Annotated in this window: 16 protein-coding genes, 1 tRNA gene and 3 rRNA genes; 10 read left to right on the forward strand and 10 right to left on the reverse strand. The window is 46.1% G+C overall.

Annotated elements, in window-relative coordinates:
• Positions 1-53: 53 nt before the first annotated feature.
• The gene (locus ASUC_RS05540) at positions 54-1289 is read right to left on the reverse strand and encodes a Zn-dependent hydrolase (RefSeq protein WP_012072804.1); all 1236 of its coding nucleotides are present in this window, start codon (positions 1287-1289) and stop codon (positions 54-56) included.
• Between the two features lie 114 nt (positions 1290-1403).
• On the opposite strand from ASUC_RS05540, the gene pepE reads away from it, so the two are divergent.
• From pepE to ASUC_RS05560, 4 genes are all read left to right on the forward strand, one after another.
• Positions 1404-2108: a dipeptidase PepE gene (gene pepE / locus ASUC_RS05545; protein ID WP_012072805.1), complete on the forward strand. Its 705-nt coding sequence runs from the start codon at positions 1404-1406 to the stop codon at positions 2106-2108.
• Between the two features lie 11 nt (positions 2109-2119).
• Complete coding sequence (dcuC, locus tag ASUC_RS05550; protein ID WP_012072806.1) at positions 2120-3412, forward strand: C4-dicarboxylate transporter DcuC; 1293 nt, start codon at positions 2120-2122, stop codon at positions 3410-3412.
• 203 nt (positions 3413-3615) lie between these two features.
• On the forward strand, positions 3616-4884 hold the full coding sequence (locus ASUC_RS05555) for a M20 family metallo-hydrolase (RefSeq protein WP_012072807.1): 1269 nt from the start codon (positions 3616-3618) through the stop codon (positions 4882-4884).
• Between the two features lie 228 nt (positions 4885-5112).
• On the forward strand, positions 5113-6597 hold the full coding sequence (locus tag ASUC_RS05560; RefSeq protein ID WP_012072808.1) for an aldehyde dehydrogenase family protein: 1485 nt from the start codon (positions 5113-5115) through the stop codon (positions 6595-6597).
• A gap of 160 nt (positions 6598-6757) precedes the next feature.
• Here ASUC_RS05560 and rnb read toward each other — a convergent pair whose 3' ends face one another.
• The 5 genes from rnb to hflK form a co-directional block, all read right to left on the reverse strand.
• A complete protein-coding gene (gene rnb / locus ASUC_RS05565; RefSeq protein WP_012072809.1) occupies positions 6758-8737 on the reverse strand; it encodes an exoribonuclease II in 1980 nt (659 codons plus the stop codon).
• A gap of 94 nt (positions 8738-8831) precedes the next feature.
• The gene (locus ASUC_RS05570; protein ID WP_012072810.1) at positions 8832-9620 is read right to left on the reverse strand and encodes an enoyl-ACP reductase FabI; all 789 of its coding nucleotides are present in this window, start codon (positions 9618-9620) and stop codon (positions 8832-8834) included.
• A gap of 161 nt (positions 9621-9781) precedes the next feature.
• Positions 9782-10552 (reverse strand): Nif3-like dinuclear metal center hexameric protein, encoded by a 771-nt coding sequence (locus tag ASUC_RS05575; protein WP_012072811.1) that lies wholly within the window; start codon positions 10550-10552, stop codon positions 9782-9784.
• A 45-nt stretch (positions 10553-10597) separates the two neighbouring features.
• Positions 10598-11485, reverse strand: a complete 888-nt coding sequence (hflC, locus tag ASUC_RS05580; protein ID WP_012072812.1) for a protease modulator HflC — start codon at positions 11483-11485, stop codon at positions 10598-10600.
• Entirely contained in the window at positions 11485-12684 is a 1200-nt protein-coding gene (gene hflK, locus ASUC_RS05585; protein ID WP_012072813.1) for an FtsH protease activity modulator HflK, read from the reverse strand. Before hflK ends, hflC begins: the two co-directional genes overlap by 1 nt.
• 187 nt (positions 12685-12871) lie before the next feature.
• On the opposite strand from hflK, the gene ASUC_RS05590 reads away from it, so the two are divergent.
• Positions 12872-13639: a hypothetical protein gene (locus tag ASUC_RS05590; protein ID WP_012072814.1), complete on the forward strand. Its 768-nt coding sequence runs from the start codon at positions 12872-12874 to the stop codon at positions 13637-13639.
• Between the two features lie 68 nt (positions 13640-13707).
• On the opposite strand, the gene ASUC_RS05595 is transcribed toward ASUC_RS05590, so the two are convergent.
• Positions 13708-14310 (reverse strand): hypothetical protein, encoded by a 603-nt coding sequence (locus ASUC_RS05595; protein WP_143228887.1) that lies wholly within the window; start codon positions 14308-14310, stop codon positions 13708-13710.
• Positions 14311-14422: 112 nt separating this feature from the next.
• Positions 14423-15427, reverse strand: coding sequence for a class 1 fructose-bisphosphatase (fbp, locus tag ASUC_RS05600; RefSeq protein ID WP_012072816.1), 1005 nt, complete (start codon positions 15425-15427; stop codon positions 14423-14425).
• 255 nt (positions 15428-15682) lie between these two features.
• Here fbp and mpl point away from each other — a divergent pair, with 255 nt between their 5' ends.
• The 5 genes from mpl (at position 15683) to rrf (ending at position 22623) form a co-directional block, all read left to right on the forward strand.
• Positions 15683-17053: a UDP-N-acetylmuramate:L-alanyl-gamma-D-glutamyl-meso-diaminopimelate ligase gene (gene mpl, locus ASUC_RS05605; protein ID WP_012072817.1), complete on the forward strand. Its 1371-nt coding sequence runs from the start codon at positions 15683-15685 to the stop codon at positions 17051-17053.
• A gap of 366 nt (positions 17054-17419) precedes the next feature.
• A 16S ribosomal RNA gene (locus ASUC_RS05610) occupies positions 17420-18963 on the forward strand.
• A gap of 150 nt (positions 18964-19113) precedes the next feature.
• A tRNA-Glu gene (locus ASUC_RS05615) sits at positions 19114-19189 on the forward strand.
• Between the two features lie 217 nt (positions 19190-19406).
• Positions 19407-22405: ribosomal RNA gene (locus tag ASUC_RS05620) — 23S ribosomal RNA — on the forward strand.
• A gap of 102 nt (positions 22406-22507) precedes the next feature.
• Positions 22508-22623 (forward strand): 5S ribosomal RNA (gene rrf, locus ASUC_RS05625).
• The 16S, 23S and 5S rRNA genes sit together here with 1 tRNA gene alongside, the layout of an rRNA operon.
• A 147-nt stretch (positions 22624-22770) precedes the next feature.
• On the opposite strand, the gene ASUC_RS05630 is transcribed toward rrf, so the two are convergent.
• Together ASUC_RS05630 and ASUC_RS05635 are read right to left on the reverse strand one after the other, a co-directional pair.
• On the reverse strand, positions 22771-23973 hold the full coding sequence (locus ASUC_RS05630) for a multifunctional CCA addition/repair protein (RefSeq protein WP_012072818.1): 1203 nt from the start codon (positions 23971-23973) through the stop codon (positions 22771-22773).
• A gap of 52 nt (positions 23974-24025) precedes the next feature.
• Positions 24026-24637: a TIGR04211 family SH3 domain-containing protein gene (locus ASUC_RS05635; protein ID WP_012072819.1), complete on the reverse strand. Its 612-nt coding sequence runs from the start codon at positions 24635-24637 to the stop codon at positions 24026-24028.
• Positions 24638-24672 lie beyond the last annotated feature (35 nt).

Here is a 24672-nt window from a genome sequence, read left to right on the forward strand (position 1 = left end):
TCAAAAGTGCGGTCGAAAAAATAAGCGTTTTTACCGCACTTTTTCATTTTGCGCTAAACCTTTTCCGCCTGTTCCAATACTACCTGCCGCAAGACTTTAATGCCGGCTTCAACTTGCTCCCATGAGGTAAATTCCAGCGGGTTATGACTGATACCGTCTTTTGACGGAACGAATATCATACCGGTCGGGCAAAAGGTTGCCATATGCATAGCATCGTGTCCGGCGCCGCTCGGCATAATTTCATAAGTATAGCCTAAATCCTGTGCCGCCCGGCTGATTTGTTGCACCATTTGGTCGGGCAATAAAACCGGTTGATCTTTGGAAATCAGCCGTAATTCGATAGATAATCCCCGTTTGGCGGCGACTTGTTCGATTTGTTGTTGTAATACGGTGAAAACCGATTCTCTGGCTTCGCTATGAATACCGCGAATATCCACCAACAGTTCGCAATAGCCCGGCACAACATTCATCACGCCCGGTTTGGCACTGAGATTACCGACCGTCGCTACGGTGGAATGTCCGGCGTCGATTGCCGCCCGTTCAATGGCCAACGCTAATTCCGCACCGCCTAACAGTGCGTCGCGGCGATAGTGCATTGCAGTCGCACCGGAATGATCCGCCTGTCCTTGAATTTTTACCATGCAGCGGATCGGTGCGGCAATACCCGTTACTACGCCGATGGTTTTTCGTTCGTTTTCCAGGCGCGGCCCCTGTTCGATGTGTAATTCAAAAAAGCATTTAAATTCTTCCGCATTGCGTTTGACCTGCTCAATCTCGGCAAAATTCAACCCGATAGTCGCCAAGGCTTCTTTTAAGCCGTTTCCTTGTTTATCTCTCAGCCTGCTTAAACTTTCCCGGTCGGCGATTCCGCACATGAGCTTGCTGCCAAGGGTGGCATAATTAAAACGGCTGGATTCTTCGCAGGTGAAAATGATCAGTTCTAACGGATATCGGGTTTGTACGCCCTGTTCGCATAATTGAAACAGAATTTCCAATCCGCCGACAGCTCCCAAAGGTCCGTCGAATTTTCCCGCATTGACGACAGTATCAATATGAGAACCGAACGCCACTACGGGCAGACGGTCTTCAATTCCTGATTTACGGATAAATAAATTGCCGATTTGATCGCGGCGTATGGTGAGATCATAGGGTTTGCACAGTTCAATCAGGTAATTATGCGCCGCTTCATCTTCCGTACTGAACGCTAAGCGAGTTAACTCGCCCGGTACGGAGGAAATTGACGCCAGTTTTTCGATAATAGTTTGAATTCGTCGCATATTAACGGACATAATTCCTCCTTTTTTCATTTATTTTGTGACCTAGACCACAGAACTCTGATCTTTATTTTCCTCTTTCAGACATTCGGTTGCATAATATTAATGTTTAAAAAGGAGAAAATCATAATGAAAAATATGTTACTCATCAGCGGTTCAAAATACAAGGACAGCGGTTATTTAATTCATTGTATTCCCTGGTTACAACAGTTCTTATCGGCTTATCGGGGGAAAACAATCGCTTTCGTTCCTTATGCCGGTGTGCGTCGTTCTTACGATGAATACGAAAAAGACGTGCAAGCGGCTTTAGCGCCGTTAAATATAGAAATTATTTCCGTTCATCGCGCTGCGCGGCATGCGGAAATTATCGAACGGGCGGATGTAATTGCCGTCGGCGGCGGAAATACGTTTTGTTTATTGCGACAGATGTATGAACATCATTTGTTGGAGGCAATCCGTACTAAAGTTAACGGCGGCACGCCTTATTTCGGCTGGAGTGCCGGCGCCAACGTGGCGGGCAGTTCGATTATGACCACTAATGATATGCCGATTGCTTATCCGCCTTCTTTTATTGCGTTGGATTTGTTTCCGTATCAAATTAATCCGCATTTTATTTCCGGCAAAATGCAAGGGCACAACGGTGAAAGCCGCGAAGAACGTTTGGCGGAATTTTTAATCGTGAATCCGACCGCACTTGTGTATGCCTTGCCCGAAGGTACGGCGTTGCGTATCGAAGGCGGACAGGCCACGGTTTTGGGCGTGGCGGCGGTGTTACGTTTCAGTCAGAATATGCAACTCACCGAATTGGCCGTCAATTCGACATTCAAATACTAAGGAAAATTATTATGGACGAATTAAAACCTATTATTGCCGTCGCCGGCATTATTATAACCGTTTATTTGCTGATTAAAAAACATGAAACCCGAACCGTACTGATCGGAGTCGGTTTGTTGATGTCGATCCTCACGCTTAATCCGATGGGCGCATTGGACGCATTCGCTAAAAGTATGACTTCCGGCGGACTGATTATGGCGATTTGTTCCAGCATGGGTTTTGCCTATGTAATGAAATATACCCAATGCGATACTCATTTAGTACATTTATTAACCAAACCGCTGGGAGGATTAAAATTCTTTTTGATCCCGGTGGCGACAGTGATCACTTTCTTTATTAATATCGCAATTCCTTCTGCCGCCGGATGTTCGGCGGCTGTGGGAGCGACGTTGATTCCGGTATTGAAAAGCGCCGGTGTCCGTCCGGCGACCGCCGGGGCGGCTATTCTGGCGGGAACCTTCGGTTCCATGATGAGCCCCGGTTCTTCCCACTCGGCGATGATCAGTGAAATGTCGAAACTAACGGTTACCGAGGTTAACCTGAGCCATGCTCCTTATACTATGGTTGCGGGTGCCATCGGTGCGGTTATGCTGACATTGTTAGCGCTGTTTTTTAAAGATTACGGCGATGAACACCGTCAAGCCTATTTAAGCGAACAGAAAGAAGCGGAAGAAAAATTCGTTAAAGTCAATGTTCTGTTTGCTTTGGCACCTTTGGTTCCGTTGGTGATTTTGGTTATCGGCGGTACGTCATTGCAACAGGTGTCTTGGTTAAGCTGGACCAAAATGGGCGTACCGCAGGCAATGTTAATCGGTGCGATTTACGGCATTTTGGTCACCCGTATTTCTCCGGTGAAAATCACCGAAGAATTCTTTAACGGAATGGGGAATTCTTATGCAAACGTACTGGGTATCATTATTGCGGCGGGCGTATTTGTGGCGGGCTTAAAATCCACCGGTGCGATTGATTCCGCCATTGAATTCCTCAAACATTCCAACGAATTCGTACGTTGGGGGGCGACTATCGGACCGTTCCTGATGGGGGTAATCACCGGTTCCGGCGATGCGGCGGCAATCGCCTTTAATTCCGCCGTTACACCGCATGCGGTCGAACTCGGCTATACCCATGTCAATCTCGGCATGGCGGCGGCAGTGTCGGGTGCAATCGGACGCACCGCCTCGCCGATTGCCGGTGTAACTATCGTCTGCGCGGGGCTGGCAATGGTCAGCCCGGTGGAAATGATCAAACGCACCGCACCGGGAATGGTTTTGGCAATCTTATTTCTTGCTCTGTTTATGCTGTAAAAACAAGTGAAAAAATGACCGCACTTTTAGGGTGGTCCTCAATTTGAAAACAAACTGATGTTTCGGGTAAAACCGATACGAAAAATAGCGCCTTAAACAAATTAAGGAGGCGTCCGGATACCATTTCCGTCTTACGGTAAATATACGCTTGTCCGAATACTACATATGGTAAGGACAGCAAATATCATCAGAAGGAGCATATTATGGAATTAACTCAACAACAACTCGTACAATGGCGTAGAGAATTTCACCGCTTTCCGGAAACTGGCTGGACGGAGTTTTGGACGACTTCGCGCATTGCCGATTATTTAGAACAAATGGGATTTGAGATTCTGTTCGGCAATCAAATTATTAATCGTGATTTTGTACGCGGTCGTCAACAAGCCGTTGTGGAAAAGGGGCTGGCAAATGCCGTCGCATACGGTGCCAACCAAAAATGGCTGGATAAAATGGGCGGTTACACCGGCTGTGTGGCGATATTGGATTCGGGAAAACCGGGGAAAACCGTGGCGTTGCGTTTCGATATTGATTGTGTAAACGTAGCCGAAACCAAAGCAGCGGAGCATATTCCGAATAAAGAAGGCTTTGCTTCCCTTAACGACGGTTTTATGCATGCCTGCGGGCACGACGGACATATCACTATCGGTTTAGGTACGGCACTGTGGCTGTCGCAAAATAAGGATAAGCTCAGCGGTAAAGTGAAAATCGTGTTTCAGCCTGCGGAAGAAGGCGTGCGCGGCGCAGCGGCAATTGCTGCAAGCGGGGTAATTGACGATGCCGACTATTTCGCCGCTTCGCATATCGGTTTTTGCGCGGACAGCGGTACGGTGATTTCCAATCCGAAAAATTTCCTTTCCACTACTAAGATCGATATCCGTTATCAAGGCAAACCGGCACATGCGGGAGCCGCTCCCCATTTAGGACGTAATGCTCTGCTTGCCGCCGCGCACGCCGTTACCCAGCTACACGGAATCAGCCGCCACGGCGAAGGAATGACACGGATTAATGTAGGTGTGCTGAACGCGGGGGAAGGGCGAAACGTTATTCCGACCAAAGCCGAAATTCAGCTTGAAGTACGTGGCGAAAACAAAGCCGTCAATCAATATATGGCTGATCAGGTTATGCAGATTGCCAACGGTATCGCCGTCGGTTTTGATGTGGAGTATGAAACGGAAATCATGGGCGAAGCGGTGGATATGATTAACGATACCGAATTGGTACGGCTGGTGGAAGAAATCGTTCTTGCCCACCCTAAAGTACATAATGCCGACGCAAATTACGCCTTTAACGCCAGTGAAGATGCAACGGTTTTAGGCAGACGGGTGCAGGAACGAGGCGGCAAAGCGATCTATTTTGTGCTGGGTGCGAACCGTACGGCCGGCCACCATGAGGCGGAGTTTGATTTCGATGAAGACCAATTGCTGAACGGTGTGAGTATTTATACTGCGCTGGTACAACGGCTGCTCAGTTAAAAACGGTTTAAAAATCAAAAAGTGCGGTTGAAAATCAAGATGTTTTTAACTGCACTTTTGTTAAAAAAATGTAAATAAATTAATGGAATTGTGATCTGGCTCTCATTTTTATAAATGATTTTATGTTCAAATAGCTAAGCTCCAATCAAACGATGGACACCGACCGGTGTTAAGAGCAAGGTAAACGTAACAGTTTTTAACCGCAACGTTAGTAAAAGGAGAGCGAATATGACGAAAGATCTTAATGTATTTGATAAACATTACGGTTTATTGATTAACGGTGAGTGGACCGATGGTTCCGAAGGTAAAACTTTAACGGCGCATAACCCTGCAAACGGGACGGAACTGGCGACTTTTATTGACGCAACGGATGCCGATGTCGATGCGGCGGTAACTGCCGCGCAGGAGGCTTTTAAATCCTGGCGCCATACCAGTGCGGCGGAGCGGGCGGCAATTTTGAATAAAATCGCCGATGTGATTGATGACAATACGGAATTATTCGCCTTGCAGGAAACCCTGGATAACGGCAAACCGATTCGTGAAACACGGGCGGCGGATATTCCGTTGGCAGCGGATCATTTCCGTTATTTTGCGGCGGTGATTCGTTCCGAGGAAGGCAGCGCCAATCAGTTGGACGACGAAGATTTGTCTCTGATTCTGCGCGAACCGATTGGCGTGGTCGGACAAATTATTCCTTGGAATTTCCCATTCCTGATGGCGGCATGGAAAATTGCGCCGGCATTGGCGGCAGGTTGTACGGTGGTGATTCACCCGTCTTCTTCTACGTCTTTGAGCCTGCTTTCTTTGGCGCAGAAAATTAATCACTTATTACCGAAAGGCGTGTTTAATGTGATTACCGGCAAAGGCTCTAAATCCGGCGAATATATGCTACACCACACCGGCTTTAATAAACTGGCGTTCACCGGTTCAACCGAAATCGGTCGTAAAATCGGGGTGGCGGCGGCAGAAATGTTGATTCCGTCTACGCTGGAATTGGGCGGTAAATCGGCCAATATTTTCTTTGATGATATGCCGTTTGATAAAGCATTGGAAGGCGCGCAAAAAGGTATTTTGTTTAACCAAGGTCAGGTTTGCTGTGCCGGTTCGCGAATTTTCGTACAAGAAAATATTTACGATAAATTTATTGCGGCGTTGAAAGAGGAATTCAAAAAAGTCAAAGTCGGCTTGCCTTGGGAAGACGATACCCAAATGGGGGCTCAGGTCAATTCCAACCAAATTAAGGTAATCAGTAAATATGTGGATATCGCCAAAGAAGAAGGTTGCGAAATTATTATCGGCGGCGAAAAAGCGACGGATCCGGTGTTGGCGAAAGGTGAGTTTTTCCAACCCACCTTAATTCTGGCGCCGGATAACACTAAACGGGTGGCGCAGGAAGAAATTTTCGGCCCGGTCGCCGTGGTAATTAAGTTCAAAGACGAAGCGGATGTGATTCACATGGCGAATGATAGCGAATACGGTTTAGGCGGTGCCGTATGGACGCATAATATTAATCGGGCGTTACGTGTGGCGCGGGCGTTAGAAACCGGTCGTGTATGGGTGAACTGTTACAACCGATTGCCGGCGGGCGCGCCGTTCGGCGGTTATAAGACTTCCGGTATCGGGCGTGAAACCCATAAAATGATGCTGGCGGCCTATACGCAGGTGAAAAATATTTTCATCAGCACCCGTGAGGAGCGCGAGGGAATGTATTAACGGTAAAAGTGCGGTCGGAAAAAATAGCGTTTTTTCGAATTCTTTCGGCAAGCGGCTTCGAAAAACAAAGCTCAAAAACTCAGTAATTTTTGACCGCACTTTTCAGCTGAACTCCCGGCGTTCATCCAGTGAAATTCCCTTTCCGACGAAAGGGAATTTTTTATAACACTAAATTACCGATTAAACTACGGGTTTCTTCTTTGACTTCTGTTAACTGAATATTCACGATGTCGCCGATTTTGTAACGTCGTTCGCCGTTGATATAAAACGCCAGCTCATCGCTATTCACCTGAATTTCTTCTTTATTCGGATGAATGGTGGATGCCGGTACAAAAACGCTGGCGCCGTTTTCCAGCAATTGAACCCGTAATCCGCCGCGCATGCAGTCTTGAACTTCCGCTTGGAATTCAGGCTTGTTTTCCACTTTGTCCGCCAAATAGCGACAATACAGCCAATCGGCAATGTCACGTTCCACCATGCGGTTTTGTTTGCGCGCCTCCTGCAGGCGAGTGAGAATGTCATCGCTTGGCTTCAAGCATGCTTGCTCGGCAATACAGGCTTTAATCAAACGGTGATTCACCATATCGGAATATTTGCGGATTGGCGACGTCCATGTGGCATAACCCGTTAAACCCAAGCCGAAGTGCGGCGCGAGTTCCGATTTAAATTCCGCAAAGGTGAGGAAGCGGCGTAAGCGGAATTCTAAATAATCACCATCAATGGGTTCAATATCGTGGCGCATCCGGCAATAACCTTCCAGCGTGGCTAAGTTTTCTACGGAATAACGAACCGTCAACTCATCCTGGTTTTGTGCATTACTTAAATTCGTCATTAAAAAATGGTGAGCATTCGGCAGGAATTTTTTATCGAATCCGGCATGGGTGTTGAAAATCCCGGTCTTGGCATTATCTGCCAGGTAATGTGCGCAGCAAATATTGGCGACAATCATGGACTCTTCCACGATTTGATTGGCAATACGACGGTATTCCGCTTTAATTTCCTGCACGTGACCGTTATCCGCCAAAACGAAACTGTAATCCGGTTTTTCTTTAAATAACAAACCGTGGGTTTTGCGCCAGTTAATACGGGTTAACGCAAACCGGTGCAACCAATGAATTTGTTGTTTCGTTGTTTCGTTTTCAGGTTGCCAGGCGCCTTCCGCTTGTTCTAAATAATCGGAAACGCGGTTGTAAGCTAATTTTGCCTTAGATTGTACATCGGCAAGCAGAAATTCAGGTTTACCTTGTAATTCGCCTTGCAAATCCGTTTGTAAACGACACACGAGCGCGGCACGGGTTTCATTTTCCATTAGCGAACAGAGTTCGTCGGAAAGCTCGCGAGGCAGCATCGGAATGTTAAAACCGGGCAAATAATTGGTGAAGCAGCGCTGACGGGCATCTTTTTCAATTTGCGAATCAGCGGCAATATATGCGGTAGGATCCGCAATTGCTACGGTCAGTTTCCATCCCGTTTGTTCACCGTTTTGTTCGAGTGGTTCGATATAAAGCGCGTCATCCATATCCTGTGTGCTTTCGCTGTCGATGGTGACGAAATGAAGGGCGGTCAAATCTTTACGAGTTTGGGGGTCGAGCATTTTATAGCTGTCTTGCCCCTGTACGGGATAACGGGATTGCTGGTGACGTGCCAGAGTGACCCACCAAGGCGCAAATTCGTCCTCGGCCCGGCAGATAAATTCTACAATTTGCGCATAGAAAAAACGATCGTCCCGTAGCGGGTGGGTTTTTAAGGTGGCGACCACCCAATCGCCTTCATGCAATTCTTCTTTTACCGCTTTGGTTTGTGCCGCGCCGATCGGTTGATTGATGTTCGGGTGATCCGCCAAAACTTGCAATTTCTTGTCTTTATTGAACCGCACTTTGGCAATAAAACGGGTTAACATCGGTTCGATTAATTCTTCCGGGTCGGCCTGTTTTTTATCACCGATGGTTTCGATTGTCGCTTTGATTTTATCGCCGTGCATCACTTTTTTCATGGCCGGCGGCGCAATAAAAAAGGTTTCCTTATCGGTTTCCAAGAAACCGTAGGCTTTATCCGTACCTTTCACTACGCCTTCGACATGTGGTTTGCTGTCGTGCAGTTGTTGTTTTAATTGAGATAATAAAGGATTATTCTGAAACATATTTTGTAAAGACAGGAATTATTTTTCGTTTAAAGATTATAAATATTAAAGGACAGGCATAAAACCTGTCCCTGCGGGTTTAAAGTGGAACGAATTATTCTTCGCCTAATTCGCCCATTGCCGTAATGCTGAAACCGGCGTCTACATGTAATACTTCGCCGGTTACGCCGGACGCTAGATCCGAGCATAAAAATGCGGCGGAATTACCTACGTCGTCAATGGTGACGGTGCGGCGTAATGCGGCGGTTTTCTCAAATGCGGAAAGCATTTTCTTGAAGTTCTTAATGCCGGAAGCCGCGAGCGTGCGGATCGGACCGGCGGAAATAGCGTTGACGCGAATGCCGTCTTTACCCAAATCCGCAGCCATCACTCGGGTTGCCGCTTCTAATGAAGCTTTTGCCAAGCACATAACGTTATAGTTAGGAATTGCACGTTCAGCCCCTAAGTAAGTTAATGTGACTAAAGAGGCATTTTCATTTAAAAACGGACGCGCCGCCTGTGCCATGGCTACGAAGCTGTATGCGCTGATGTCGTGGGCGATGCGGTAACCTTCTCGCGTAGCGGCGTTTACGTAGTCGCCGTCTAATTGATCGCCGGGCGCGAATGCGATAGCGTGTACGAAACCGTCGAATTTATCCCATTTTTTGTTTAATTCGGTAAAACAGTTTTTAATGCTTTCATCGGTTGCTACGTCTAACGGCAGCACGATATCGGCACCGAATTCTTTCGCGAATTCTTCTACACGCGGTTGTAATTTTTCGTTTAAGTAGGTGAAAGCCAATTCCGCCCCCTGTGCTTTCAAGGCTTTTGCGATGCCGTATGCAATTGAGCGATTACTGGCAAGACCTGTCACCAAAATACGTTTACCTGTTAAGAAACCCATAATTAAATCCTATTTGTTGATTAAACGGCTTGTTAAAATTCCGCTTAGTATAAAGGAAAATTCCGGTGATTACAAAGCGGATAACTAGTGCATGGAGACAAAACAGCGAAAAAACGACCGCACTTTATTTCGGTTTTGATAAACAAAAGTGCGGTCGAATTCTAAGCCGGATTTTCAATATCGATAAATTCCACCTCAAAGAAATATTGCCGTGCCAACCATTCGCCCAATGCCTGAATACCGTAACGTTCGGTGGCGTGATGACCGCAGGCGAAATAATGAATGCCCTGCTCTCGGGCGCTGTGGGCGGTTTGTTCGGAAATTTCGCCGCTGACGAATGCATCACAGCCTTGCGCCGCCGCCAAATCAATGTAGCCTTGTCCTCCGCCGGTACAAATGCCGATTTTACGGATTAAGTGCGGTGGATTTTGCGTGAGTTCTTCCGAATTACAAACAACAGGCGAGCGTCCCAATACCTCCGTAATACGTTGAGTGAATTGTTTTATTGAAACCGGTTCGCTTAATTCACCCCACATCGGAATACTGACGGTAGCTGATTCTAACGGTTGCAGATTTTTGATACCGAGCAAACAGGATAAGCGGGCGTTATTGCCTAATTCAGGATGAATGTCTAGAGGCAGGTGATAGCCGTACAGATTAATATCGTTGACCAACAGGGTTTTAATTCGTTTGCCTTTCATGCCTCGAATACAGGGATTTTCGTTTTTCCAGAAATAACCGTGATGTACCAATACGGCATCTGCATTATGTGCTACCGCAGCGTTGATTAAGGCTTGGCTTGCCGTGACCCCGGTCACAATTTTTCGGATTTCCGCCTTGCCTTCTACCTGTAATCCGTTGGGAGCATAATCGTCGATTACCGAACTATTAAGTTTTTGATTGAGTAGTTGTTCAAGTTCAAATTGATTCATAGATATGTCCAATGAAAAGCCCAATCGGGTGATTGGGCTGTAAGATTATTTTTTCGGTGCCTGCATAAAGCGGAAAAATTCGCTGTCCGGTTTCAGGATCATCATATTATCCGAACCGGCGAAGCTGTTTTCGTAAGCCTTCAGACTGCGCACAAAACTGTAGAATTCGGGTTCCGTACCGAAAGCATTGGCGTAAAGTTTTGCCGCAGCGGCATCGCCTTCACCGCGTAACGCCTGTGCTTTTTTATTGGCATTTGCCGTAATAAGCGTGACTTTGCGATCCACGTCCGCCTGAATAAACGCCGCTTTTTCTTTACCTTGCGAACGGTGTTCGCGGGCGACGGCATCACGTTCCGCACGCATACGCTGATAAATAGAAGAAGAGACTTCATCCGGCATATTGATTTGTTTGATGCGTACATCAATCACTTCAATACCCAGTTCGGCGGTGCTGTCCGGGCCGGAATTTAACGCTTTTTTCGCGCCTTCCATTAATTCGCCGCGAGTACCGGATACGATGTCTTTAATGGTGCGCGAACCGGTTTCCGAGCGCAGACGATCGTTGACTTTACGTTTTAGCAGATTGGAGGCCTGCGTATAATCGCCGCCGCCGGTTGCGGTATAAAATCTGCCGAAATCGCTGATTCGCCATTTAACATAGGAATCTACCAGCAAATCCTTTTTTTCCACGGTTACGAAACGATCTGGTTGACCGTCCAGGGTTTTAATTCGTGCATCAAGTAGTTTCAAGCTGTCGATAAACGGTAGTTTGAAGTGTAAGCCGGGTTCGTAAACTACAACCTTGTTGTCCGCATCGCGCTGAACTTTGCCGAAACGCAGCATGATGCCGCGACTGCCCTCCTGTACCACGATAAGGCTGGAATAAATCACGAGTGCCAATAGGATAGCAATTGGCGTTAAAAATCTGCGCATTAGTTAAATCTCCCATGACGTTCGCGTTGTATTTGTTCTACCGGTTGTTTTAAAATCGGTTGAGAATTGACCGCACTTTGGTTTGCCGGCTGGTTGGGTTGCTGTTCATTTAGTGGTAGGGCAGATTGAGTAGCCTGTCTGCCGCGTAACAGCTGATCCATCGGTAAAACGGCCAAATTGTTGCCGCCGTCCATCATAACTTTAGGCGTTTTTGCCATCAGATTTTCCATGGTTTGAATATATAAACGTTCTTTAGTAACGGCAGGGGAAGCTTTAAATTCGGGTAATAAACGTTGGAAACGTTCCACTTCGCCTTGTGCGTCCAATACGATTTGATCTTTATATGCGGTAGCTTCTTCAATAATTTTCTGTGCGTTACCGCGTGCAATCGGTTCTCGCTCGCGGGCGTAGGCTTCCGCTTCGCGGATATAACGTTGTTCGTCTTCCTGTGCTTTGATTGCATCGTCGAAAGCGTCTTTAACTTCTTCCGGCGGACGGGCGGACTGGAAGTTGACGTCAATCACTTCCAAGCCCATGTCGTACGGCTTGATGATGGCATTTAAAGCTTTCCAGGTATCTTCGCGAACGACGGCGCGTCCCGTAGTCAGAATATCATCCATGGTCATATGGCCGACCACATAACGCAATGCGCTATCGGTGGCCTGTCCCAGGCTGTTATCGGCATCGGTGACGCTGAATTTGTATTTGGCCGGATCTACAACGCGATATTGTACGGTGAGTTCCACTTTCACCATGTTTTCATCCTGAGTCAGCATGGAACCCTGGGTTTTTAATTCGCGCACGCGTTCAACGTTAACCGGAATGACCTTATCAATAAACGTCGGTTTCCAGTTTAGGCCGGGTTGTACAATGGAATGTAACTGACCGAAGCGGGTGACCACACCGCGTTCCGCTTCTTTCACGGTATACAGACCGCTTAATCCCCAGACAGTCAACCCTACGGCTACCGCAATCGGCAGCAGTTTACCGTAATTTCTCGGACCGGTTTGTTGTGGTGCGGAACCTTTTTTACCGCCTCCTAATTTTTTCAGTAAATTGGCAAATGCTTCTTCTAAATCGGGAGGGGATTGTTCTTGATTGCGCTGCTTCGGCTCATCATTGGAACCGTTAGCGGGCTTGTTGTCGGACGGTCGGCTTCCTTTGCCTGGAGCCGCCCAAGGATCTTGATCCTGTGCCATGTATTTCTCCGTAGAATGTATCAATAAGATAATGTAAAAAGTTTGTAACAGTCTAAACAAATTTAACGGGGAAGTCTAATGCTATAATGAGGTCGGCAGCCACACTTTTAAAGTGCGGTTGAATTTGACGCTATTTTTTAATTTCTGCATAATAGCCCCCCTGATAAACACAAAGGAATTTTTATTTATGTCTGAGGAAAAAACGTCACCGTTTTTGACCGCACTTTGGTCGGCATTTCCGGTCATTCTATTCTTTTTGCTGGATTATTACGGATTTATGGTCAGCAAACAAATCTATGCCGTTTCTCAGTTCGGAAGCGGAATTTTTGTGGCGGAAATTTTAGCGCTGATTGTATTTATCAAGGGACAAATCTGTAACGGACAACGTTCTCGTTTAATTAGGGCAAATCAGTATCTGGGGGCATTTTGGCTGGTGTGGCTGGCATTAAGTTGCTGGATGTTACCGGGTGAAAATTTATTGCCTGTAGGCATTGCCGCCTTGGGTTTTATGGTGTCGTTAATTATTCAATTTCGTCAGTTTTTAATAATCGGTATTTGGGTGTCCGGGTTGGGAATTATCAGCTATATCGGTTACTTGCTGGCTTTGGATTCTCCTGATTGGCTGCGGTATAATCCTGTTACGCAGGCATTGGTCGGTGTGATTTTAGTAAATATTTTGCTGGTGGTATCAAGTAACCGTTTGCAAGGATTTATTTCATTACTGCCTTTTATCATGGCAATCTTATTGGCGTTAAATGTTATTTTTACGTTAACGATATTGGATTATGCCTCAAATGTTTATCCCGTCTTGTTTTATTTTCTGCTGCATTTAGTGATGATGGGCATTATTGCGTTGCACGTGTTACGTAAAATTCAATTTGGGTATAATGCACTGATGATTCTGTTGTTCATTGCGGCGAGTTTACCGATTTGGACGATCTTTTTTGCGCTTTAAAAATAGGAATGATTATAAAAAATGCGCCGAGAGCGGCGCTTTTTTGTACTTGTACCTTTGACAGGCCATTATTGTTTGGCCGGCGTATCATCTTCCGTAACGGAAACGATGATTTTCGAACCATCACTGAAACTGATTTCGCGCGCAACAATAATCACGTTAATTTGTTTTTTCGGATCTCTTAATGCAGTTTGCGCTTCTTTTGACATGGATTTGAAATAATCCATAACCTGAATGCTTTTATCTTGCTGAGCAGAAAGCGGTTCTTTACTGAAATCCGCCACGATATTTTCATCAAAAAGAATCGTATTACCGGAGGTAAATGCGGTAGTCCATTTTACGCTTTGAATCGGCTTGGCACTGGTATTATTAATTTGGTAAGTGACTAAAGACCCGGTTCCTTTACTTTTATCCCGTGCGATAGTGCGCGCTGTCGCTACAATTTTTACGGACTGGTTGAATGCCGTCAGTAACGGATCCTGTGCCGGCAGATCGTCTTCGATAGGTGTTTCCGGCGCCGTTAAAGGAAGTACATTACCTTGCTGCTGGCTTGGTGCCTGTTGTGCCGGCTGTTGAGAATAAGGTTTAGCCGTTGCCAGTTTTTCGCAAGCGGTCAGAAACGAAGAGGCAACCAATACGCTACAAAGAATGGCAAGAGGTGTCTTTTTCATAATGTCCCTTTCAGAATTGAATAATAAATCGGCGGTTATCATAAGAAATCCCTATTGGAACGTCAATGAAATCCGCCGAACTTTCGTATGATGTTAAATTATGCGTAACGGTTTACTCGGGATAATCGCGCATAAATTCATTAGCCTTTTTCACCATTTCTTTCGAACCGACAAAAAACGGTACACGTTGATGAAGTTCGAGCGGTTCAATATCTAAAATGCGATTGTAACCGTCATTGGCTAATCCGCCGGCTTGTTCTGCTAAGAATGCCATCGGATTACCCTCATACAGTAAGCGCAATTTACCGTTAGGATAGTTAGTGGCATTCGGATAAATGTAAATACCGCCTTTTAACATGTTGCGATGGAAATCGGATACTAACGAACCGATATAACGGGATGTATAAGGACGATTCGTCGCTTTGTCTTCTTCTTGGCAGTATTTGATGTATTTTTTTACGCCCATCGGGAATTTCAGATATTGTCCTTCGTTAATAGAATAAATTCTGCCGGTCGACGGAATTTGTAGATTTTCATGAGACATACAGAATACGCCTAAGGACGGGTCATAAGTGAATCCGTTTACACCGTTACCGGTGGTATAAACCAACATAGTAGACGAACCGTAAACTACATAACCCGCCGCAACCTGTTTGTGTCCGGGCTGCATAAAATCTTCCAAGGTGACGGGCGTACCTACAGGACTAATACGGCGATAAATAGAGAAAATAGTTCCCACCGCTACGTTGACGTCGATATTGGATGAACCGTCCAGCGGATCGGTTAAAATAATATAACGTGCATTTCGTCCTCGTTCCGTATCAAAGGCGACAAAATCGTCTTCTTCTTCCGAAGCGAAACCGGCGACTTCTTCGCGAGCCATTAATGCGCGTTTAAAGGTATCGTTGGCAAAAACATCCAACTTCATTTGATTTTCGCCCTGTACGTTTTGGTTCCCGGCATAGCCTAAAATATCATTAGATAAACCGGCGCGGTTGATATCGCGGTGGATAATTTTTGCAACTAGGCGGATGGATGACAAAATCCCGGTTAACGCCCCTTTAGCATTCGGATATTCGGCCTGTTTTTCAACGATAAATTCATCAAGTGTTTTCATTTTGTATTCCTTATAAACAATAAAAAAATAAAGGGACAAAGATAAAAAGATAAACGGGGATGTTCCTCCCTTAATTATTAAGGGCATTAATTCTAAAAAATAATTCATTTTTTGACCGCAGTTTTTACGGTGGACGCCGTCAATGAGTTGAATTATGATAAGCCATACAAGATTATTGTAAATAATAAAGCTTTAACAATGAGATGCAGATCACATTTTTTGTACTGTAATTATTAAAAATAAAAGAGTTAACGAATGACACAAAAACATATTCATATTTTAGGCGTGTGCGGAACGTTTATGGGCGGCGTTGCCATCATAGCCAAACAATTGGGGTATCATGTAACAGGATCGGATATTAATGTTTACCCGCCCATGTCCACCTTTTTAGAGCAACACGGTATTGAAATTATTCCGAATTTTGACGTAGAACAGCTACAACCCGTTCCGGATATGATTTTGGTCGGAAACGCAATGAAACGCGGTAATCCGTGCATTGAATATATGCTGGAAAATCAACTGCCGTTCACTTCGGGCCCTCAATGGCTGCATGATAATTTATTGCGTAACCGTTGGGTATTCGCCGTGTCGGGCACCCACGGAAAGACCACTACAACGGGTATGCTGAGTTGGATTTTGGATCAAAACGGATTGAAGCCCGGTTTTCTGATTGGTGGTATTTCGGGAAATTTTGGCGTTTCCTCACGTTTAGGCGACAGTCAGTATTTTGTTATTGAAGCGGATGAGTACGACACTGCATTTTTTGATAAACGCTCTAAGTTCGTGCATTACAACCCGAAGACCTTAATTATTAATAATATCGGTTTTGATCACGCGGATATTTTTGATGATCTCAAAGCTATTCAACGACAATTTCATCATATGATACGCACCATGCCGCAAAGCGGGCTTGTACTTTCTACCGCAGCGGAAAGCAGCGCAAAAGAAACCTTGGCGATGGGATGCTGGTCGGCCCAACAATTTATCGGTAAAGAGCAGGAATGGTATGCGGAACGTATTACTAATGATTGCTCACAATTTGCCGTTTTCCATCACGGAGAAAAAATTACTGAGGTAACATGGAATATTGTTGGACAACATAATATGCACAACGCATTGATGGCGATTGCGGCAGCACATCATGCCGGTATTGCTATTGAAGATTCCGCTAAAGCACTGACAACTTTCGTTAATGCTAAACGTCGCTTAGAAGTAAAAGGCGAAGTGAAGGGTATTACTGTTTATGACGACTTTGCCCACCATCCTACCGAAATTCAGGCAACATTAACGGCTCTTCGTGATAAGATCGGTGGCGGAGTTCGCATTTTAGCCGTATTGGAACCACGTTCGAATACAATGAAAATGGGGCATCATAAAGATGAAATCGCACCGGCATTAGTCCGAGCGGATCATGTTTATCTGCTACAACCGGACAATATCCCATGGGAAGTAGTGGATATTGCTAATAATTGTATTCAACCGGCAAGCTGTACGGCGGATTTAGATAAATTAGTGGATATGATTGTCGCAGAGGCAAACCCAAGCGATCATATTCTCGTGATGTCAAATGGTAGTTTTGGTGGTATTCACCAAAAACTACTGGCTAAGTTGGCGCAAAAGTCATGATATTTTGACCGCACTTTTGAAGTGCAAAGTATTTGTGGGAGCAGATTGCACAAAGTGCGGTCAATTTTTGCAGAATTTTTAACGGTTTTGACTAATTTGTAAACGAACGAAAAATATTTTGAACTTTTTGCTAAAAACCCCTTGCAAAGGATTCTAAAAGCCCTATAATACGCCCCACACAACGACGCGCCGTTGTGAAGAAGTCAAATCAAGCGGTGCGTCGTTGTTTTTTGCTCTTTAACAATTTATCAGACAATCTGTGTGGGCACCGGAAAGATTCGTTTAGAAAAAATAAATGAAGACTTAAGGTGCTGACCGAAGTTAATACATTAATGAATGTCAGTATATTGAGCGAAAAAACTTTTTGAACTGAAGAGTTTGATCATGGCTCAGATTGAACGCTGGCGGCAGGCTTAACACATGCAAGTCGAACGGTAACGGGTGGAAAGCTTGCTTTCCATGCTGACGAGTGGCGGACGGGTGAGTAATGCTTGGGGATCTGGCTTATGGAGGGGGATAACGACGGGAAACTGTCGCTAATACCGCGTAATGTCTAAGGACTAAAGGGTGGGATTTTCGGACCGCCCGCCATAAGATGAGCCCAAGTGGGATTAGGTAGTTGGTGGGGTAAAGGCCTACCAAGCCGACGATCTCTAGCTGGTCTGAGAGGATGACCAGCCACACTGGAACTGAGACACGGTCCAGACTCCTACGGGAGGCAGCAGTGGGGAATATTGCGCAATGGGGGCAACCCTGACGCAGCCATGCCGCGTGAATGAAGAAGGCCTTCGGGTTGTAAAGTTCTTTCGGTGGTGAGGAAGGCGAATAAGTTAACAGCTTATTCGATTGACGTTAGCCACAGAAGAAGCACCGGCTAACTCCGTGCCAGCAGCCGCGGTAATACGGAGGGTGCGAGCGTTAATCGGAATAACTGGGCGTAAAGGGCACGCAGGCGGCTATTTAAGTGAGATGTGAAATCCCCGGGCTTAACCTGGGAACTGCATTTCAGACTGGGTAGCTAGAGTACTTTAGGGAGGGGTAGAATTCCACGTGTAGCGGTGAAATGCGTAGAGATGTGGAGGAATACCGAAGGCGAAGGCAGCCCCTTGGGAACGTACTGACGCTCATGTGCGAAAGCGTGGGGAGCAAACAGGATTAGATACCCTGGTAGTCCACGCTGTAAACGCTGTCGATTTGGGGATTGGGCGATAAGCCTGGTGCCCGAAGCTAACGTGATAAATCGACCGCCTGGGGAGTACGGCCGCAAGGTTAAAACTCAAATGAATTGACGGGGGCCCGCACAAGCGGTGGAGCATGTGGTTTAATTCGATGCAACGCGAAGAACCTTACCTACTCTTGACATCCTCAGAATCCGGTAGAGATATCGGAGTGCCTTCGGGAACTGAGAGACAGGTGCTGCATGGCTGTCGTCAGCTCGTGTTGTGAAATGTTGGGTTAAGTCCCGCAACGAGCGCAACCCTTATCCTTTGTTGCCAGCATGTAGAGATGGGAACTCAAAGGAGACTGCCGGTGATAAACCGGAGGAAGGTGGGGATGACGTCAAGTCATCATGGCCCTTACGAGTAGGGCTACACACGTGCTACAATGGCGTATACAGAGGGAAACGAGCCTGCGAGGGGGAGTGAATCTCAGAAAGTGCGTCGTAGTCCGGATTGGAGTCTGCAACTCGACTCCATGAAGTCGGAATCGCTAGTAATCGCGAATCAGCATGTCGCGGTGAATACGTTCCCGGGCCTTGTACACACCGCCCGTCACACCATGGGAGTGGGTTGTACCAGAAGTAGATAGCTTAACCGAAAGGGGGGGCGTTTACCACGGTATGATTCATGACTGGGGTGAAGTCGTAACAAGGTAACCGTAGGGGAACCTGCGGTTGGATCACCTCCTTACTAAAGAACGGATTACCGGTGTTCACACAGATTGTTTGATGAAAAGTAGAGAGAAAAGACCGCACTTTTGGTTGCTTACTAGGTCGAGCGACGAGATGAGAATCGAAGAAACGGAAGTGCAAGACAACAAAGAGATTATCTTTAGCTGTTGTCCCCATCGTCTAGAGGCCTAGGACATCGCCCTTTCACGGCGGTAACCGGGGTTCGAATCCCCGTGGGGACGCCAATTAAAGATGATTTCGTCTAACGCAAGTTAGGGTTTATCTTATTGTTCTTTAAAAAATTGGAAACAAGCTGAAAAACTGAAGAGATTTTCGAAAGAAAGTCTGAGTAGTAAAAATCTTGACTGAACAAAAGCAGTCAAGTGTTTAGTTTAAAAAACCGACTTCAAATTGAAGGCACTTTCTTGCAAAAGACAGTAAAGAGAACATTTGAGGTTGTATAGTTAAGCGACTAAGCGTACAGGGCGGATGCCTTGGCAATCAGAGGCGAAGAAGGACGTGCTAATCTGCGAAAAGCTCGGATGAGCCGATAAGAGGCGTTTAATCCGAGATGTCCGAATGGGGAAACCCGATGGATGAAGAATCCATCATTTCATTATGAATCCATAGTAATGAAAGGCGAACCGGGAGAACTGAAACATCTAAGTACCCCGAGGAAAAGAAATCAACCGAGATTCCGTGAGTAGCGGCGAGCGAAAGCGGAGCAGCCGGTCAGTGATAGCGGCATAGACAGAGGAATTGGCTGGGAAGCCAAGCGACAGAGGGTGACAGCCCCGTACTCGAAGTCTGAGCGGTGGTACTGAGCTGACGAGAAGTAGGGCGGGACACGAGGAATCCTGTCTGAAGAAGGGGGGCCCATCCTCCAAGGCTAAATACTCCTGATTGACCGATAGTGAACCAGTACCGTGAGGGAAAGGCGAAAAGAACCCCGGCGAGGGGAGTGAAAGAGAACCTGAAACCCTGTACGTACAAGCAGTGGGAGCCCCATCACTTAATCCAATTGGAAAGTGATGGAAATTAACCGCACGTTAATGATGGTAAGACGAGCGAAGCGAGTCAAACCTTCAAAAGAAGCAGTGGGATTAAGTGATGGGGTGACTGCGTACCTTTTGTATAATGGGTCAGCGACTTATATTTTGTAGCGAGGTTAACCGCATAGGGGAGCCGAAGGGAAACCGAGTCTTAACTGGGCGTGGAGTTGCAAGGTATAGACCCGAAACCCGGTGATCTAGCCATGGGCAGGTTGAAGGTTGGGTAACACTAACTGGAGGACCGAACCGACTAATGTTGAAAAATTAGCGGATGACCTGTGGCTGGGGGTGAAAGGCCAATCAAACCGGGAGATAGCTGGTTCTCCCCGAAATCTATTTAGGTAGAGCCTTGAGCGGACACCTTCGGGGGTAGAGCACTGTTTCGGCTAGGGGTCCATCCCGGATTACCAACCCGATGCAAACTGCGAATACCGAAGAGTGATACTCAGGAGACACACGGCGGGTGCTAACGTCCGTCGTGGAGAGGGAAACAACCCAGACCGCCAGCTAAGGTCCCGAAGTACTAGTTAAGTGGGAAACGAAGTGGGAAGGCTTAGACAGCTAGGATGTTGGCTTAGAAGCAGCCATCATTTAAAGAAAGCGTAATAGCTCACTAGTCGAGTCGGCCTGCGCGGAAGATGTAACGGGGCTAAAACTAGTCACCGAAGCTGCGGCATCAATGGAGACATTGTTGGGTAGGGGAGCGTTGTGTAAGCGGAAGAAGGTGAGTCGAGAGGCTTGCTGGACGTATCACAAGTGCGAATGCTGACATAAGTAACGATAAAACGGGTGAAAAACCCGTTCGCCGGAAGACCAAGGGTTCCTGTCCAACGTTAATCGGGGCAGGGTGAGTCGGCCCCTAAGGCGAGGCTGAAAAGCGTAGTCGATGGGAAACGGGTTAATATTCCCGTACTTGGATAAACTGCGATGCGGGGACGGAGAAGGTTAGGTTATCAGACGGTTGGATGTCTGTTTAAGCCGGTAGGTGGAGAGTTTAGGCAAATCCGGACTCTTTAATAACACCGAGAAGTGATGACGAGGCTCTAAGGAGCCGAAGTAACCGATACCATGCTTCCAGGAAAAGCCGCTAAGCTTCAGGTTTATCTGAACCGTACTATAAACCGACACAGGTGGTCAGGTAGAGAATACTCAGGCGCTTGAGAGAACTCGGGTGAAGGAACTAGGCAAAATAGCACCGTAACTTCGGGAGAAGGTGCGCCGGGATAAATTGTAGAGATAGACTCTTGAAGGTTGAACCGGTCGAAGTGACCCGCTGGCTGCAACTGTTTATTAAAAACACAGCACTCTGCAAACACGAAAGTGGAAGTATAGGGTGTGATGCCTGCCCGGTGCCGGAAGGTTAATTGATGGTGTAATCGCAAGAGAAGCACCTGATCGAAGCCCCGGTAAACGGCGGCCGTAACTATAACGGTCCTAAGGTAGCGAAATTCCTTGTCGGGTAAGTTCCGACCTGCACGAATGGCATAATGATGGCCAGGCTGTCTCCACCCGAGACTCAGTGAAATTGAAATCGCCGTGAAGATGCGGTGTACCCGCGGCTAGACGGAAAGACCCCGTGAACCTTTACTATAGCTTGACACTGAACCTTGAATTTTGATGTGTAGGATAGGTGGGAGGCATTGAAGCGGTCACGCCAGTGACAGTGGAGCCATTCTTGAAATACCACCCTTTAACGTTTGATGTTCTAACGAGGAGTGAAAACACGCTCTCGGACAGTGTCTGGTGGGTAGTTTGACTGGGGCGGTCTCCTCCCAAAGAGTAACGGAGGAGCACGAAGGTTTGCTAATGACGGTCGGACATCGTCAGGTTAGCGCAATGGTAAAAGCAAGCTTAACTGCGAGACGGACAAGTCGAGCAGGTGCGAAAGCAGGTCATAGTGATCCGGTGGTTCTGAATGGAAGGGCCATCGCTCAACGGATAAAAGGTACTCCGGGGATAACAGGCTGATACCGCCCAAGAGTTCATATCGACGGCGGTGTTTGGCACCTCGATGTCGGCTCATCACATCCTGGGGCTGAAGTAGGTCCCAAGGGTATGGCTGTTCGCCATTTAAAGTGGTACGCGAGCTGGGTTTAGAACGTCGTGAGACAGTTCGGTCCCTATCTGCCGTGGGCGCAGGAGAATTGAAAGGGGCTGCTCCTAGTACGAGAGGACCGGAGTGGACGCATCCCTGGTGTTCCGGTTGTGTCGCCAGACGCATTGCCGGGTAGCTACATGCGGGAGAGATAAGTGCTGAAAGCATCTAAGCACGAAACTTGCCTTAAGATGAGTTCTCCCAGACTTTAGGTCTGTAAGGGTTGTTGTAGACGACGACGTAGATAGGTGGGATGTGTAAGCGTTGCGAGACGTTGAGCTAACCCATACTAATTGCCCGAGAGGCTTAACTATACAACGCTCAAATGTTTTCGGCTTGTTTCGAATTTTAAAGGAAGCGGCGCGGGCTATCGAGAGGTAGAGGCGTTGCGGATAAGCGGAGAACAACAGAATTATCTTGGCGGCGACAGTGCGGTGGTCCCACCTGACCCCATGCCGAACTCAGAAGTGAAACGCCGTAATGCCGATGGTAGTGTGGGATATTCCCATGTGAGAGTAGGGCACCGCCAGGTAGCGATAAAGAAACCCCGGTTCAGAAATGAGCCGGGGTTTTTGGGTTTTTTATAATACGGAACGCATCGCTTGTTGAAAAATAGCGTGACAGTTTTTTCTTAAAACGCTCTAAGAATTTAACGTGAATAATAGCGAGTCTCTTTATATCAAGGATAACAATTTTTTATTTTCTCGACGGCTGAAATTCTCTGACGGGTTAATTCATTTCGGATTTCTGTTTTTTTAAATCCCGCACTCACAATATTTTTAACATCAATTGTCATTGCTTTTTGATATAACCCCAAAAGGTAACTTTTTTGCGGGTAGGTCGGTTGGTTTTTTGATTGCGCACTATAATGTGCAGCGCAAACGATAAGTAATTCTAAAAAGCGTTGTGGTTTTCGCCATACGTCCCATTTATTAAATAGGTCTATAATAGTGTGTGATTTAAGATTGAATGCATTATGAATATATATATGATATTTACCCGCTAATATTGCAAGTTCTTTATGATAAGCCGGGACCTTTAATTTCTCAAATAAACACGGAGTAATATTTTTTTGATGGTTGTCTTGCTCCTGCTGTTTTTGAGTCATGTGCGAAGGGTTAACGTAAATGATGCCAAGAAAAATTGTAGCGAAACATACCGCACTTTTATTGCAGTCCATATTTTTTATTAAGCTTACGGCATTTTTTAATGCGGTCATAGCATATTGAAAATTTTCAACTGATATAGTTGCAAGTTCCGGCATGAGTGCAGGTAGAGCATCAATTTTAAGCAATGTCTGAAAGTAGATTTCAGGATTTTCTGTCATTAATGCTTTTTCAGTTTCCAGCCAGACACGTTCTGCCGTTAAATGCTGTAATTCCCCCTGAGTAGATAATTTCTTCATTAATTCAAGCGTTTCGGGGGCAATAGCAAATCCTAAATGATAAAATTTAGCGGCAAATCGAGCAACTCGTAAAACCCGCAATGGATCTTCCTCAAACGATGGGGATATGTGGCGTAAGAGGCGGTTGTTTAGATCCTCAATGCCATGATAAGGATCATATAACTTACCGTTTTTATCCTGTGCAATAGCATTAATTGTCAAATCACGCCGGATTAAGTCATCTTCCAAGGTTATATCAGGAGAAAAGTCGCAGATAAATCCGGTATACCCTGAACCTGATTTTTTCTCAGTACGAGCTAATGCATATTCTTCGTGGGTTTCCGGATGAATAAAAACGGGGAAATCTTTGCCGACCTGTAAATAGCCGAGTGAAAGAAGTTCATCAGGTGTTGAGCCCACAACAAGCCAGTCTCGATCTTTAACCGGTAGATGAAGTAATTGGTCGCGTACGGCGCCACCGACTAAATAGATGTTCATATATTTTTCCGAAATAAAAAGAATGGGTATTATTGCCCATCTCTATTTTATTCTAAGACCAGCCATCGTTACGACGACGTTTCGGCATAATTACCGGAATGATTAATCCAAGTAATAAGCCGACGCCTAAAACCGAACCACCGTAAATAAACCACTGAATGGCAATTTCTCTCTTACCCGCATCAAGCAAGGCCTCTAAATCACGATTTTTGTTTTTAGTAATTTCTAATTCGCGTTTAAGTTGTGAGTTTTCTTCTAATAATTGGCTGCTTTTTTGATTACTGTCATCACTGCGGCGTTTCATTTCTTCTGTGCGTTGTTGCCAATCAGAATCAATTCGGTTTAGCTTAGTCGTTAATTCTTGTATTTGAGCTTTAAGTTTTGGGTTTTCATCTTTACTGCTTGGTGATGAAGTTAGTTCACTGTTTAAAATCCAGGCTTCACGGTTCCGACTGTCTCGAATCAGACTATATTTTTCTTGGCGGTTAAGTACGGTCACTTGTTCACCGGCTTGGATTGCACCTGCAATTTTAAAATTATCTCCTGCACCTTTGCGTAGATAGGTGTTCAAATTTTCCGTCACATATTGTGTTTCCGCATGTGCTAATGAAATACCGCCGAGAATAATCAACGAAGATAATGTAGCTCTAATCATTTTTAGCATAGTGTGTATCCCTTTACTTAAAAAATAAAAATGCG

This window comes from Actinobacillus succinogenes 130Z (assembly GCF_000017245.1).
Classification (GTDB): Bacteria; Pseudomonadota; Gammaproteobacteria; order Enterobacterales; family Pasteurellaceae; genus Exercitatus; species Exercitatus succinogenes.